Genomic DNA, 15,782 nt, shown 5'->3' with positions numbered 1-15,782 from the left:
ACAATGATTCGACGCAACAAGATTTCGGTCATCGGTAGCGGCTTCACGGGAGCCACGACGGCGCTGTACTTGGCTCAAAAAGAGCTCGGGAACGTCGTATTGCTCGACATGAAAGAGAACGAAAACCCGACGAAAGGAAAAGCGCTTGATTTGTTGGAAACGGCGCCGATCCAAGGGTTTGACTCAATCATTACGGGGACGTCGGATTACGCCGACACGGCGAACTCGGACATCGTCGTCATCACGGCCGGCATTGCCCGTAAGCCAGGTATGAGCCGGGACGATCTCGTCACGACGAACGCGAACGTGATGCGGGCGGTCACGAAAGAAGTCGCCCGCTACTCACCTGACGCGATTTTGATCGTCTTGACGAACCCGGTCGATGCGATGACATATACGGCTTTCAAAGAATCGGGCTTCCCGAAAGAGCGAGTCATCGGTCAATCGGGCGTGCTCGATACGGCCCGGTTCCGTACGTTCGTCGCAGCCGAGTTGAACGTCTCGGTGAAAGACGTGTCAGGATTCGTGCTCGGAGGCCACGGTGATGATATGGTGCCGCTCATTCGTTACTCGTACGCCGGCGGTATCCCGCTCGAGAAACTGTTACCGGCTGACCGGATCGAAGCGATCGTCAATCGGACGCGTAAAGGCGGCGGTGAGATCGTGCAACTCCTCGGTAACGGCTCGGCGTATTATGCGCCGGCAGCTGCCATCGTCGAGATGGCCGAGGCCATCTTAAAAGACCAGCGTCGCATCTTACCGGCGATCGCTTATCTTGATGGGGAATACGGTTTCGAAGATCTTTATCTCGGCGTACCGACGATTCTCGGTGCGAACGGGATTGAACGTGTGCTCGAACTCGAATTGACGGAAGATGAGACGGCGGCGCTCAAACGCTCAGCCGACTCGGTCCGTTCGGTTTTAAACGTCCTGACTTAATGATCAAGACCTGCTTGCAGCTGCAAGCAGGTCTTTTTTGTTGCGGCACGAATCAGACGGGCCGTGCTACACTTGAAACAGACCGTGGATTTGTTTTGTTTTTGTAAAGATTTGCTTTGAAGTTGGTGTGACGGGGCATTGCTTTGTAAAATGGGTAGTGTACATGAAGTGATCAGAGGAGGAACAAGTGTGGCCGATAAAGTGATTGTCGTCGATGACGAAGTATCGATTGCGACGTTATTGAAATTTAATTTAGAACAAGCCGGTTTCGAAGTGGAAACCGCCCATGACGGAAAGACCGGGTTAGAACTTGCGGAAAAACGGGATGCGGTACTCATCGTCCTCGATTTGATGCTCCCGGAAATGGATGGCCTTGAAGTGTGTAAACGACTGCGTCAACAAAAAGTAAACACGCCGATTCTTATGCTGACGGCAAAAGATGACGAGTTCGATAAAGTATTAGGGCTTGAACTCGGAGCGGACGATTATTTGACGAAACCGTTCAGTCCGCGTGAAGTCGTCGCCCGCGTGAAGGCGATACTCCGTCGCTCGACGCCGGCAGAAGTGGCGGCGGATGATCAAGATACGATTGAGATTGGGGACGTCAAAATCGTGCCGTCGAACTATGAGGTGTTCAAAAAAGGCGAGCGTCTTGAATTGACACCGAAAGAGTTTGAACTGCTCGCCTACCTCGCCAAAAACAAAGGCCGCGTCTTGACGCGCGATCAATTGTTGTCAGCGATTTGGAATTATGACTTCGTCGGAGATACGCGCATCGTCGACGTGCACATTAGCCATTTGCGAGAAAAGATTGAGCCGGTGACGAAAAAACCGACGTATATTAAAACGATTCGCGGTCTCGGATATAAGATGGAAGAACCGATGGCCGAATGAAGACGTATCGTTCGCGTTTCTTGACGACGCTCATCTTGCTCGTGACGGGCGTGTTGCTTACACTCGGCATCGTGCTCGGTCAGCTGTTTAAAGATTTCTACTTGGACTCGGAGCGCGACCGGTTGAAAGAAGATGCGACGCTCGCCGCGTTATATCTTGATGGGAGTGGGTTATCAGAGATTCAAGACTATGTCGGTCAAATCGACGATGCGAGCAGTTTTGACATCCTGTTGCTCAATCGGCGCATGGAAGTGATTGCCGGTACGCCGTTTCGGGTTGGAGCGTTCGAATACCGCATCAATGCTGAGACGATCTCACCGGAAGGGGAGTTCGGAAATGCGACGCGGGATGACTTGATTCAATTCACGAAACCGATCGAGCTGTCCTCAGGAGAAACGGTCTATTTGAGCTTTATTCGGTATATTTCAGACTTGGAGAGCGTCTACACAAGAATTTGGCTGACGATCGCGTTCGCATTGTTCTTCTCTTTCTTCATCATCTTATTCGTGCTCCATAATCTGACGAATCAGTTCATCCGTCCGATCGATGAGGCGACGATCGTCTTGCGCGAGCTCGCCGACGGGAACTACCGGGCCCGGGTGTATGAGTTGAGGAACGATGAAGAGACGGGGAGTCTCGCAGGGTCGATCAACGTGCTCGCGAGAAACCTTGAGACGATCTCGCTCGGCGAGGCGGTGCAACGAGCCCGGCTCGAGTCGCTCATCGAATATATGGGGGCGGGGTTGTTGCTCGTCGATGAGCGGGGAATCGTCACACTCGTCAACCGTTCGTACCGGGATATGTTCCAGTACGACGAGCTGATGATCGGCCAGTTTTATCATGGGATCTTGCCGAGCCCGGACGTTGAGACGTTGATCGAAGACGTCTATTTGACGGAAGAACCGCATCGGCGTCAGTTATCGATCCGGAGCGGCTTCAATCAACGGACGTATATGGTATCGGCCGCCCCGATTTTTAGTGACACGGGCATGCTCCGCGGCACGACGCTGCTGTTCAACGACATTAGCGAGTTGAAACGTCTCGAGCAGATGCGTAAAGACTTTGTCGCCAACGTAAGTCATGAGTTGAAAACACCGCTCACGTCGATTCGCGGGTTCAGTGAGACGTTACTCGACGGGGCGAAAGAAGTGCCGGAACTACGGAATCAATTCCTAGACATCATCCAAAAAGAAGCGACGCGCATGCAGATGCTCGTCGAGGACTTGCTCGAGCTGTCACGGCTCGAGCGGGAAGATTTCCATTTGGAGTTCGCCCCGGTGCAGCTCAATCAGCTTGTCGAGGAAGTCTGCCTCGTCTTAAGTCAAAAAGCCGAGAAGAAATCGATCCAGCTCGAGACCCGGCACGAAGGGGAAGTCGTTTTACAAGCCGATTTGAACCGGATCAAACAAGTGATCATGAACCTCGTGGCGAACGCCATCAACTATTCGCCGGAAGAAAGCCTCGTTGAGATCGCGGTCGAACGCAAAGAGAAAACGGCGCGACTGATCGTCAAAGATAACGGCATCGGCATCGACCCGAAAGAAGTCGGCCGCATCTTTGAGCGGTTTTATCGAGTCGATAAAGCACGGAGCCGAAATTCTGGTGGGACGGGGCTCGGTCTAGCTATCGTCAAACATATCGTCGATTTGCACCATGCGACGATTCAAGTCGATAGTGTCGAAGGAGAAGGGACGACGTTCACGATCGAATTCCCGCTCCCTTAACAAGGAGTTCACGTCCCGTTCATACCTTCTTTACAAACAAGTGCTACTCTATTGGTGAGACCTCTTCATCATCTCGTGTCCCACCCGGTGCTCATCTCCACGTGGGCGGGAAAGATTGACCCTTTTCTAGTTACTAGAAAAGGGTCTTTTTTTTCGAACGCATGTGCCCGTATGATATGATGGATACAGAAGAGAATGGAGGTTGGATCATGAATAAATTACTGCTCCTCGATGGAAACTCACTGACGTACCGTGCGTTTTTTGCACTGCCTCCGATGACGGATGCATCGGGCCGAAACACGAACGCGGTGTACGGGTTCACGATGATGCTATTGAAATTGATGGAAGACGAGCAACCGACCCATTTCGCGGTCGCGTTCGATGCGTCGAAGAAGACGTTCCGGCATGATACGTTTGCCGACTATAAAGGCGGGCGCCAAAAAACGCCAGGTGAGCTCCGCGAACAGTTCCCGATCGTGCGTGAACTGTGTGAGGCGTTCGGGATCAAAGTACTCGAACTCGATCAATACGAGGCCGATGACATTATCGGGACGCTCTCAAAACGAGAGGCGTTTGACCAAGTGACGATTGTCACGGGAGATAAAGACTTACTGCAACTGATCGATGATCGGGTCACTGTTTACTTAACGAAACGTGGAATCACAGACGTCGAAACGATGGACGAATCTGCCTTTAAAGAACGCTACGACGGATTGACGCCGCTCCAGATGATCGACCTGAAAGGGTTGATGGGAGATAAGTCCGATAACATCCCGGGTATCCCGGGAGTCGGAGAGAAAACGGCGCTGAAACTGCTCTCAAACTACGGTTCGGTCGAAGGGCTGTATGAACATACACATGAACTGAAAGGGAAGCAAAAAGAAAAAGTCGAGGCGAACGAAAAGGAAGCCCGGATGTCGAAACAGCTCGCGACGATTTACACGGACGTCCCGATTGATGTCGATGTCGACGATTTACAGTTTCAACCGTATGACGCGGCAAAAGTGAAACCGTTGTTCATGAGCCTCCAGTTCAAGTCACTCCTTAGCAAATTGAACACCGATTCGACGACCGAAGAGGCTACAGAAGCGCGGGATGTGACGACAGTCAGCATCGAACAACAAGATTTAACGGAAGCCGTTTTGTTCCTTGAACAATTGCGTGACGACTATTTCGAAGACGACATCATCGGTGTCGCAATCGCTTCGAAAGCAGGGGTGACCGTCGGGGACGTGTCCTTGTTGAACGAACCAGACGTGAAGGCGTGGCTAGCCGACGAGGAACGAAACACGATCTGCTTAGACGCCAAACAGACGATCATTCAATTGAAGCGGCACGGATTAACGCTCGCCGGGTACGAAGACCTGCTCGTCGCCGGATATCTTCTGAACTTGTCGGGCGGGACGACGCTCGATTCAATCGCCGCTCATTTCAACTACACGCTCCCTGAAGACGATGCCGTCTACGGAAAAGGCGCCAAACGTCACGTGCCGGAGCAAGACGTTTTAGACCAGCACCTAGCGGAAAAGGCGATGGCGATTCTGTCGCTATTCGACCGCGTCTCGGAAGAACTCGATCAAAACGAGCAAACTTCCCTTTATCAAGATTTAGAACGTCCGCTCGTCGCAGTACTCGCCGAGATGGAATGGGCGGGCATCCATGTCGATGTCGCGACGTTGAAAGTGATGGAGGAAGACCTCGGCGGCAGAATTCATCAGCTAGAAGCTGAGATTCATGAGCAGGCCGGTGAAGCGTTCAACATCAACTCGCCGAAACAGCTTGGTGTCATCTTGTTTGAAAAACTGGCTCTCCCGCCTGTCAAAAAGACGAAGACCGGCTATTCGACAGCAGCGGACGTATTAGAAAAGTTGGCCCCGCTCCATCCGATCGTCGAACATATCATGCATTACCGCGAACTCGGAAAATTGCAGTCGACGTACGTCGAAGGGTTGCAAAAAGTAATCAAAGCGGACGGGAAGATCCATACCCGTTACACACAGACGCTCACCCAGACAGGCCGCTTGTCGTCGGTCAACCCGAACTTGCAGAACATCCCGATTCGGCTTGAAGAAGGGCGCCGGATTCGCAAAGCGTTCACGCCGAGCGAGCCAGGGTGGATGTTATATGCGGTCGATTACTCGCAAATCGAGCTCCGGATCATGTCACATATGTCCCAAGACGAGAAGATGCTCGAGGCGTTCCTTCACGACGAAGACATTCATACGTCGACAGCGGCGAACGTGTTCCGCGTCGCCAAAGAAGAAGTGACGTCGCTCATGCGTCGGCAGGCGAAAGCCGTCAACTTCGGAATCATTTATGGGATCAGTGATTATGGACTGTCTCAAAACTTAGGCATCAGCCGGAAAGAAGCCCAAACATTCATCGATACGTACTTTGAACAATTCCCGGGCGTCAAACGGTTCATGGACGCCGCGATCGAGCGGGCGCGTGAGCATGGTTATGTCGAGACGATGCTCAAACGGCGTCGCAACATCCCGGACATCCATTCTCGGAACTTCAACTTACGAGGCTTCGCGGAACGGACGGCGATCAATACGCCGATTCAAGGGACGGCAGCCGATATCATTAAAAAAGCGATGATCGATGTCGACACGGCGCTCCGGTCGTCTGGACTTCAGTCGAAGCTGTTGCTTCAAGTTCACGATGAACTGATTTTCGAAGGACCGAAAGAAGAGATGACGGCGCTCGAGACGCTCGTCAAAGGAGCGATGGAACACACCGTCAAACTCGACGTCCCGCTTCGGGCGGACGGATCGTTCGGAGAGACGTGGTTTGATACGAAATAAGTTAGAGGAAGGAAATCATTATGCCTGAATTACCTGAAGTGGAAACGGTCTGTCGGCGTTTGCGACCGTTCGTTTCCGGAAAAACGATCACAGCCGTCGATGTGCTCGACGCTAAAATCATTCGAGGTCATGAACCTGACATTTGGACACAACAGTTGCTCGGCGAGACGATTCAAGACGTCGAGCGGCGCGGCAAGTTCATTTTGTTTAAACTGACGAACGGTTATCTCGTCTCTCATTTGCGAATGGAAGGAAAATTCTATCCGCATGGCGAAACAGTCAGTCCGGTCAAACATACACACGTCGTGTTCACGTTTTCGGACGGGTCGACGCTCCACTATAACGACGTTCGGAAGTTCGGCACGATGGAACTCAAAACGAATGAAGCGTTGTATGTGACGCCGCCGTTGTCTTTGCTCGCCTTAGAACCGTTCGACCCTAACGTGACGGCCGAGGCGTTGCATGAGCGCATGAAGCGGATGAACGTCCGAGCAATCAAGACGGCGCTTCTCGACCAGTCGATCTTTGTCGGGCTAGGCAATATTTATGTCGATGAGACACTGTTTCGCGCCGGGATCCACCCGACGCGCCCGGCGGCCACGTTGTCACTCGAAGAAGTCGAAGCGGTGCGTCAAGAAGCGGTCGCCGTGTTGACCGAGGCGATCGAGCGTGGGGGCAGCACGATCCGGAGCTATACGAATCCGGACGGGGCGGCCGGTACGTTCCAAGAGACGCTGTACGTGTACGGTCAGACCGGAGAGCCGTGCCGAAACTGCGGCCGTCCGATTGAAAAGATGAAACTAGGTGGACGGGGCACGCATTACTGTCCACACTGCCAAACATAAGAGGTGGACAAGATGTTGAAGATTGGGTTGACAGGTGGGATTGCGACAGGGAAATCGACAGTTTCCCGTCTGTTTCGAGAAGAAGGCATCCCGATTATCGATGCTGACAAAATCGCTCGTGTCGTCGTTGAACCAGGCGGGAAAGCCCACGCTGCTGTCAGAGAGGCGTTTCCCCGTTGTTTTGAAGGTGAACAGTTGAATCGTCCGGCACTCGGACGAGAGATCTTCCATGACGCGCATAAACGGCAACTACTCAATCAACTCATGCATCCGGCCATCCGTGAACAGATGGTAGAAGAGATGCGAGTGTATGAGGTCGCGGGGGAAACCGTCGTCATTTTCGATATCCCTCTCTTGTTCGAAGGGACGATGCGGGACCTCGTCGATTACACGGTCGTCGTCTACTGCCGGGAAGAGATTCAATTGATGCGGCTCATGGAACGGAACGGCTTGACGAAAGAAGAAGCGCTCGCGCGAATTCACTCGCAAATGCCGATCGAAGAGAAAAAACATCACGCCGATTTCCTCATTAATAATAACGGGGCGCTCAGTGAACTGCCGCCTCAAGTGTCACGGCTCGTTGAACAGTTTCAGACCATCAAAAAAGAAGGCGAATGACGCCTTCTTTTCTTTAGGCGCATCCTTGAATCAGGATGCGCTTTTTTTATTAATTGAGCGGGTCGGCATCAGGTCTCCCTTTTCGCCACGTATCGTAAATGGCACGGCCATCGCTCGGGTGTCCGTTCGAGTAGTAAATCGGATAAAGCGAGAAGAACACATAATAAAACGAGAAGTATGCGAATTGATACGTGTAGATCGTCGGTTCCAGCTCTCTTGTCAAAATGAATCCGTTCACGATCAAAATGCTAGCTAAGTTGAAGATGGAGCCGCCCGCGTAAACGATACTCCTCGTCAAACGGTTGCTATACTTCAAGTCGGAAAATTGGCACCAGGCGTCATAGAAATAGACGCGGTTAAACTGAAGTCGACCGACTTTAAATAGTTTCTTGCCTGTCCCGATTTCCATATCGAGCGATCCCCCGAATAATTTCGCGAAAAAGAAATGTCCAAATTGATGAATGATCGTCACGATCGGCAAGATAATAAAGAACGATATGACGAATTTGTCTAAGTCTGACCAACCAAACATAATACATAGCTCCTTTCCAAGCTCTACACCAAATTTCCCTCTTTTTCAAAACTGAAACTGTAAAAAAGTGAAAGAAATGTGACGATTCATAGTGAAAACGCTTCCAATTATCCGTTATAATGGTGTCGTAACGCAGAAAAAAGGGGGAACTAGAATGGGGACGAAAGTGGCAATCAATGGTTTTGGACGTATCGGGAGAATGGTGTTCCGGAAGTTGATGCTTGAAGGCCGGCATGACGTTGTGGCCATCAATGCAAGTTATCCGGCAGAAACGCTCGCGCACTTGATCAAACACGATACGGTGCACGGTCCGTTCACATTGACGGTGCGGGCGCATGGGGATGCGCTCGTCGTCGATGGGAAACGAATCGAACTCGTGTCGGAGCGCGATCCGGAAAAACTTCCGTGGGCAGAGCTTGGCGTTGAAATCGTCGTCGAGGCGACCGGAAAATTTAATTCTGACGTCGGGGCGAAGAAGCATTTGACAGCGGGTGCGAGAAAAGTCATTTTGACGGCGCCGGGCAAAGGAGAGTTGCGGACGATCGTGATGGGGGTCAATGATCGCGAGTATATGCCAGAAGAAGACCACGTCATTTCAAATGCGTCATGCACGACGAACTGTCTCGGACCGGTCGTCAAAGTGCTCGACTCGACGTTCGGGATTGAGACGGGACTCGTGACGACGGTGCACGCCTACACGAACGACCAAAACAACATCGATAATCCACATAAAGATTTACGCCGGGCGCGGGCTTGTGGTACGTCTATTATACCGACTTCGACCGGGGCAGCCAAAGCAATCGGGCTCGTCTTGCCTGAACTACAAGGCAAATTGAACGGGATGGCGCTCCGTGTGCCGACGCCGAACGTCTCGCTCGTCGACCTCGTCGTCGAACTCCGCCGTGATGTCACGGTCGACGAAGTGAATGAGGCGTTCGAACGGGCAGCCCACGGAGAGATGACAGGGATTCTCGGCGTGTCGAACGAACCGCTCGTCTCAATCGATTTCAACGGTGACGAACGGTCGTCCATCATCGACGCGGATTCGACGATGGTGCTCGGTGGGAATCATGTCAAAGTGCTCGCTTGGTACGACAACGAATGGGGATATTCGTGCCGCGTCGTCGACCTGTTAGACATGGTGGCGAGCTACTTGCAAATCGGGCAACAAGAAACCCACGCCTAAAAAAATATATTCAGTCAAAAATATTTTTAAAGATTTGAAACAAATATCTTGTAACGTCGTCCCAAACACGATACACTCAATCTCGTGAACTTCAATTGGTCTGACAAACGCAACTTAAAGGGTTAGGACCTCTCTGGACTAACTTGCCCCCGTGGTTGTGGGCGATTCAGGCACAAAGTGAGTGATCATCAACTACTTTGAGACCATTGATGTAAAGGGGGATCCACTAATATGGATACTATGGGACGTCACATTATTACAGAACTTTGGGAGTGCAATCCCGACAAATTGAACGATATCGACTACATCGAGCGCTTGTTCGTCGATGCAGCACTTCGCTCGGGCGCTGAAGTCCGCGAAGTCGCTTTCCACAAATTTGCACCACACGGTGTAAGTGGAGTCGTCATCATTTCAGAATCACACTTAACGATTCACAGTTTCCCAGAGCATGGCTACGCATCAGTCGATGTGTTCACATGTGGGGACCGGATCGATCCGGCTACAGCGTCACAATACATCGCTGAAGGCTTGGATGCGAAAGTTCGTGAAGACGTCAAACTTGAACGTGGGATGGGACCGATTCGTGTTCCTGAAGCGCAAGTGGCGATCAGCAAATAATCCGATTGACCTTTTGAGGCTGGCCGATTTTCGGCCAGCCCTTTTAATTGTTTTGTTGTAGCCTTAATTTTGATATGCTTAACGTATATAAATGAGTTGTTGAGGTGGAAAATGGGATTATTTGATAAATTTCAAACACATATTCAAACAGATGATTCGCATAAAAACGAGGCGTTGCGCACCCGCTATTTCGCGGCGTCGCCGAACGCGGTGCTGACATGGTTAAGTGACCAAATCAAAACGCAAGGTCAAACGGTCCGTCGCATCGATGCTGAGCGCGGAGAGTTGGCGTTCAACGGAGAGGGCTGGGACGCGCTCGCCACGATCATTCAAGTCGATGGCGGACGAACGGCCGTCGATTTCACGATGAACCGGGAAAGCCGGATTGGTCCGGACCTCGGTCCGCTCGTCACGACGTATTACGAAGCGTTAGAACAAAAATTCCCGCTCCGTGCCATCGGAAACCAAACTGTCGAACGATAAGGAGGGCTGAGCATGCGTTGTCCTAAATGTGATCATAACGGAACGAGGGTGCTCGACTCCCGTCCTGTCCAAGATTTTTACTCGATTCGCCGCCGCCGGGAATGTGAACAGTGCGGCTATCGGTTCACCACGTTTGAGACGGTCGAACAGACCCCGCTCATCATTGTGAAAAAAGATGGGAATCGAGAAGAGTTCAGCCGTGAGAAAGTGCTCCGGGGAATCATTCGCGCCTGTGAGAAACGACCGGTCACGCTCGAACAACTTGAAGGCGTCGTCACAAAAGTCGAGCAGCAGTTACGCGCTCTCGGCCAATCCGAGATTCCGAGTGAACAAGTCGGTGAACTCGTCATGAACGAGCTCGCCCGTGTCGATGAAGTGGCATACGTCCGCTTCGCCTCGGTCTACCGCCAATTTAAAGATATCTCTGTGTTCTTTAAAGAGTTAGAAGATTTAATGAAGCAAGAGAAATCGACCAACTAAAGGGGCGGCCTTCTGGTCGTCCTTTTTCAGGGGAGAATCGTTATGGAAAAAGAACGGACCATATTCGGGACCGATGAATTACTGATCATGAGTACCGGACTCATCGATCGCGAATCGTATCAATCACTTTATCATTTATACCAACCAGTCATCGGCGTGAGAGCGCTCGCGCTCTATCAAACGCTATGGAGTGAGTTGAAACCGGGTAAAATGAAATCGAACTATATGTCGCACAGTGCGCTTTGTGAACTGCTCGATTACTCGATCAACGAGTTGACGGACAGCTTGTTCCGCCTCGAGGCGATCGGCCTCGTGCGCACGTACAAGACGAAAGATGCCCGTGTGACCCAATACGTCTATCAACTGCGCGTGCCGCTCGCACCGCACACGTTTTTAAATGACGGGCTGTTGTCGAGTTTTCTCTTTTACAAAGTAGGAGAAGTCCGTTTTAAACAACTGCAAGGACGGTTCACGATTGACCCGCTCCCGGCGGGTATCGTCGAAGTGACGAAAGACTTCAATGAAGTGTTCGACGTCAAAGGCGTCAACCATATGGCGTTCACACAAAAGAACTACGAGAAACCGGATCGGGCGAAAATTGAGATCAACTATACGTTTGACATGGACATCGTCAAAAAGTTGACGAACTTCCCAGTCGGCTTCTTTACGAAGAAGCTCGATGAGACGATCACGAAACTCGCCTACGTGTCCCAAATCGATGAGGAATTGATGGCGGAGATGCTGAAAGAGTACTTCGTCCACGAGGCGTATTTGCCGCTCAGTGAGCAAGAGAAGCGGGACGGCTGCCGGCAAATGGTGCTCCAATTGAAGAAAAAGCAGACGCGGCACCGCAAAGTGAAGTCGGACGAATCGACGAAAGCGGAAGTCGGCGACTTGCATGACGTCACCGTCATGGAAACGGCACATCCGCATCAATACGTGTCGACGCTTCGGAAGACGCCGCAGCTCTCGAAGAGTGATGAACAACTCATCATCGAGATGGTCGATACGCTCGGCCTCGCGCCAAGTGTCATTAATGCGCTGTTCTATTATTGTATCGAAGTGAAGAAACAGACACGCCTCAGCGAGAACTACGTCATGCGCATCGCCACGAGCTGGAAGACGGCAGGTTACCTTCATGCGAAAGATGCGCTGGATCAAGAAGCGACACAAGACGCCTTGATCGAGAAAAAACAACAAAAACGTGAAAACGTGCAACGTACGACGGTCGGGGCGAGACGGAAGACGCAACAGACCGAGTTGCCGAAATGGCTCGAAGAGGAAGCGAAAGAGCAACGTTCCTACGACCAGAAACGAAAGCAAGAGCTCGAGGCATCGGTGCCAGACGACGCCGAGCTCGTCAAGCTGCTCAATGAGTTGAAAGAGAAAGGATGAGGGACATGGAACGCATCAATCAAACGCTTGCTCAGATGATGAATCGAAAAGAAGTGCGGGAAGCGTACGAATCGATCCGTCGGCGAACGCTCGAGCACCCGGGCATCATCGCTTTTTTACGCGCTCATCCGGAACTGGACGAGACAGCGATCGAGATCGGTTTTACGAAGTTGAGCGAATACGCCGAGCAAATGGACGGGAAGAAACTCGTGGAAGAGCACGCCGTCATCCCCGGACATCAACCCGTCCTTTACGTCGACCTCGGACAAGTCGCCATCCGTTATGAAGAGACGGTGACGCATCGTCAAGCGCGGCGTCAAAAAGAGATGGATCGTAAGTTCAAGAGCCTGTTCTTGCCTGAAGAAGTGCGCGAAGCGAGCTTTGATTCGTTCGATTGGTCGGACGATGCCAGGAAGATTGCGCTTCGTGAGGCGATGCGATTCGTTTCAGGCATGAAGACCGGTCAAAAAGTGAACGGGCTCTACTTGCACGGCAGCTTTGGCGTCGGAAAGACGTATCTCCTCGCCGCCATCGCAAACGAATTGAAAGTAGCGGACGTCGAGACGATTCTTGTCCACGCACCGGGCTTCGTTTCTGAAGCGAAACGGAAAATCCGGACCGATTCGTTCGACTCGTTCTTGACGTCGTTCCAGCACGTTCCGGTCTTGTTGATCGATGACATCGGTGCAGAAGCGATCAGTCCATGGGTTCGTGACGAATTGTTCGGGATCATTTTGCAGTATCGTATGATGCACCGTCTACCGACGTTGTACAGCTCGAACTTTAGCGGCGAAGAGCTCGAGACGCATTTCTCAATCGATGGTTCACCGCAAAACAAGATGAAAGCCCAACGGCTCATGCAACGAATCTCCACGACGACGACGCACATCGAATTGAAAGGTGAAAATCGCCGTCGTTAAAGGATTGTTTTTCTCGATTAGGTTGACTATACTAATAAGCATATAACTGATGCGAAAATAGAGGACACGAGATGTCGACACGGGTTTCTAAGCGAGGGAAGGTTGGTGAGAGCTTCCTAAACACGACGAACGTCTTACTCCCTCTTAGCACCGTACGGGCCAATCGTGCGGCGAGTCACACTCGTTATCGTGTGTTCGAGCCAAGCGTCTGCTTGGGAACGAGGGTGGTACCACGAGAATCAAAGCTCGTCCCTTTCATAGGGATGGGCTTTTTTTATTTTTTTCTAAATAGAGAGGGGAAGTTGACACATGATTCATTTAACATTTCCAGATGGCGCCGTCAAAGAGTTTGAGGCAGGCATCACAGCAGAAGAAGTCGCAGGTTCGATCAGCCCGGGGCTCCGTAAAAAAGCTATCGCCGCTAAAATCGACGGCGAACTGATTGATTACCGCCGTCCGATCGATCAAGACGGTCGCATCGAGCTCGTCATGCCTGATTCAGAAGACGGACTCGATTTGATGCGTCACTCGTCAGCACATTTGATGGCACAAGCGATCAAACGGTTATACGGAGAAGAAGGGACGATTTACCTCGGGATTGGACCGACAATCGAGAACGGTTTTTACTACGACATCGAGATGGACCGCCGCATCAACGAGGAAGACCTTCCTGAAATCGAGAAGATGATGAAGCGCATCGTCGACGAGAACCTAGACATCACACGGGAAGTCGTCTCGCGTGATGAGGCGCTCGCCCGTTATCAACAACTCGGTGACCCGCTCAAAGTCGAATTGATCGAAGATATCCCTTCGAGCGAGACACTCACGATTTATCACCAAGGCGAATTTTTCGATCTTTGCCGCGGGCCGCACGTCCCATCGACGTCGAAATTGAAAGTGTTCAAGTTGATGAGTGTTGCCGGTGCATACTGGCGCGGCGATTCAGACAACAAGATGCTGCAACGGATTTACGGCACCGCATGGGCGACGAAAGAGCAGCTTGCCGAGCATTTACGTCTCCTTGAAGAAGCGAAAGAACGCGATCACCGCAAACTCGGAAAAGAACTCGACTTGTTCTTCGTCTCACAAGAAGTCGGACAAGGTCTCCCGATGTGGCTTCCGAAAGGTGCCTCGATCCGCCGGACGGTCGAACGTTATATCGTCGACAAAGAACTCGAGCTCGGCTATCAGCACGTGTACACACCGGTACTCGGTTCGGTCGACTTGTATAAGACGTCTGGGCACTGGGACCACTATCAAGACGATATGTTCCCGAAAATGGAGATGGACAACGAGGAACTCGTGCTCCGTCCGATGAACTGCCCGCACCATATGACGATCTACAAACACGAGCCGCGCTCATATCGTGAACTCCCGCTCCGAATCGCTGAACTTGGCGGGATGCACCGTTACGAAATGTCAGGGGCGCTCACGGGCCTTCAACGCGTCCGTTACATGGTGTTGAACGATGGCCATACGTTCGTCACACCGGAACAGATGAAGCAAGAGTTCAAAGACATCGTTCATTTGATTCAAGAAGTATACGCCGATTTCGGCATTAAAGACTATCGCTTCCGCTTGTCGTACCGCGACCCGGCCGACAAAGAGAAGTACTTCGACAACGACGCGATCTGGGAGACGGCTCAACGCCAGTTGAAAGAGACGATGGACGAGCTCGGCCTCCCGTACTTCGAAGCGGATGGCGAGGCGGCGTTCTATGGACCGAAGCTCGACGTTCAAGTGCGCACGGCGCTCGGCAAAGAAGAGACGCTCTCGACTGTCCAACTCGACTTCTTGCTCCCGGAGCGTTTCGACTTGACGTACACGGGGCCGGACGGCAAAGATCATCGTCCGATCGTATTGCACCGCGGTGTCGTCTCGACGATGGAGCGGTTCGTCGCGTACTTGATTGAAGAGTACAAAGGCGCCTTCCCGACATGGCTCGCACCGGTCCAAGTGAAGTTGATCCCGGTGTCGCACGTCCATGACGAGTATGTGGCAGAAGTGAAAGCAGAGCTCGTCAAGCGGGGCGTCCGCGTCGAGACGGATCTTCGTGATGAGAAACTCGGCTACAAGATTCGCGAGGCACAGATGAAGAAAATTCCGATGACGCTCGTACTCGGTGACAAAGAGCGTGACGAGCGTGCGGTCAACATCCGTCGCTACAGTCAACAAGAACAAGTGTCGGCAACGCTTGACGAATTTATCAAGTCGTTGACTGAAGAAATCGCCAATCGTTCACGTTAAACGGGGGACCATCCTTCTTCGGAAGGGTGGTCTTCTTTTCGGTCTAAAGACGGATGCGCAACGATTGCAGAAACACGTAATGTAAAAGAAAGGA

General features: G+C 51.8%; 14 protein-coding genes. 13 read left to right on the top strand and 1 reads right to left on the bottom strand.

From position 1 onward, the window contains the following. The first annotated feature begins 3 nt into the window (after positions 1-3). The 6 genes from mdh (at position 4) to coaE (ending at position 7,827) form a co-directional block, all read left to right on the top strand. Positions 4-939 (top strand): malate dehydrogenase, encoded by a 936-nt coding sequence (gene mdh, locus JJU47_RS10415; protein WP_228619025.1) that lies wholly within the window; start codon positions 4-6, stop codon positions 937-939. Between the two features lie 189 nt (positions 940-1,128). Next, the gene (locus JJU47_RS10410; RefSeq protein ID WP_228619023.1) at positions 1,129-1,833 is read left to right on the top strand and encodes a response regulator transcription factor; all 705 of its coding nucleotides are present in this window, start codon (positions 1,129-1,131) and stop codon (positions 1,831-1,833) included. Further along, the gene (pnpS, locus tag JJU47_RS10405; RefSeq protein ID WP_228619021.1) at positions 1,830-3,557 is read left to right on the top strand and encodes a two-component system histidine kinase PnpS; all 1,728 of its coding nucleotides are present in this window, start codon (positions 1,830-1,832) and stop codon (positions 3,555-3,557) included. Before JJU47_RS10410 ends, pnpS begins: the two co-directional genes overlap by 4 nt. A 209-nt stretch (positions 3,558-3,766) precedes the next feature. After that, positions 3,767-6,364 (top strand): DNA polymerase I, encoded by a 2,598-nt coding sequence (gene polA, locus JJU47_RS10400; protein ID WP_228619018.1) that lies wholly within the window; start codon positions 3,767-3,769, stop codon positions 6,362-6,364. Positions 6,365-6,384: 20 nt separating this feature from the next. Next, positions 6,385-7,209, top strand: coding sequence for a DNA-formamidopyrimidine glycosylase (gene mutM, locus JJU47_RS10395; protein WP_228619016.1), 825 nt, complete (start codon positions 6,385-6,387; stop codon positions 7,207-7,209). Positions 7,210-7,221: 12 nt separating this feature from the next. Beyond that, positions 7,222-7,827 (top strand): dephospho-CoA kinase, encoded by a 606-nt coding sequence (coaE, locus tag JJU47_RS10390; protein WP_228619014.1) that lies wholly within the window; start codon positions 7,222-7,224, stop codon positions 7,825-7,827. A gap of 49 nt (positions 7,828-7,876) precedes the next feature. Here the strand turns inward: coaE and JJU47_RS10385 are convergent, their stop codons facing one another. Continuing rightward, on the bottom strand, positions 7,877-8,359 hold the full coding sequence (locus tag JJU47_RS10385) for a site-2 protease family protein (protein ID WP_228619012.1): 483 nt from the start codon (positions 8,357-8,359) through the stop codon (positions 7,877-7,879). A 154-nt stretch (positions 8,360-8,513) separates the two neighbouring features. Here JJU47_RS10385 and JJU47_RS10380 point away from each other — a divergent pair, with 154 nt between their 5' ends. From JJU47_RS10380 to thrS, 7 genes are all read left to right on the top strand, one after another. After that, the gene (locus JJU47_RS10380; protein ID WP_228619010.1) at positions 8,514-9,545 is read left to right on the top strand and encodes a glyceraldehyde-3-phosphate dehydrogenase; all 1,032 of its coding nucleotides are present in this window, start codon (positions 8,514-8,516) and stop codon (positions 9,543-9,545) included. 231 nt (positions 9,546-9,776) lie between these two features. Next, complete coding sequence (gene speD / locus JJU47_RS10375) at positions 9,777-10,163, top strand: adenosylmethionine decarboxylase (protein ID WP_012726707.1); 387 nt, start codon at positions 9,777-9,779, stop codon at positions 10,161-10,163. A 111-nt stretch (positions 10,164-10,274) separates the two neighbouring features. Then, positions 10,275-10,646, top strand: a complete 372-nt coding sequence (locus JJU47_RS10370; RefSeq protein ID WP_228619007.1) for a hypothetical protein — start codon at positions 10,275-10,277, stop codon at positions 10,644-10,646. Positions 10,647-10,658: 12 nt separating this feature from the next. Next, positions 10,659-11,126, top strand: a complete 468-nt coding sequence (gene nrdR / locus JJU47_RS10365) for a transcriptional regulator NrdR (RefSeq protein ID WP_024371392.1) — start codon at positions 10,659-10,661, stop codon at positions 11,124-11,126. 42 nt (positions 11,127-11,168) lie between these two features. Further along, positions 11,169-12,521, top strand: a complete 1,353-nt coding sequence (locus JJU47_RS10360) for a DnaD domain protein (protein WP_228619005.1) — start codon at positions 11,169-11,171, stop codon at positions 12,519-12,521. A gap of 5 nt (positions 12,522-12,526) precedes the next feature. Beyond that, entirely contained in the window at positions 12,527-13,441 is a 915-nt protein-coding gene (gene dnaI, locus JJU47_RS10355; RefSeq protein WP_228619003.1) for a primosomal protein DnaI, read from the top strand. A 309-nt stretch (positions 13,442-13,750) separates the two neighbouring features. Next, complete coding sequence (gene thrS / locus JJU47_RS10350) at positions 13,751-15,688, top strand: threonine--tRNA ligase (RefSeq protein ID WP_228619001.1); 1,938 nt, start codon at positions 13,751-13,753, stop codon at positions 15,686-15,688. Positions 15,689-15,782: the final 94 nt, after the last annotated feature.

This window comes from Exiguobacterium sp. (assembly GCF_020832205.1).
In the GTDB taxonomy this organism is placed as follows: Bacteria; Bacillota; Bacilli; order Exiguobacteriales; family Exiguobacteriaceae; genus Exiguobacterium.
The sequence above is the reverse complement of the archived record's forward strand: the minus strand, read 5'-3'. Positions and strand labels throughout refer to the sequence as shown.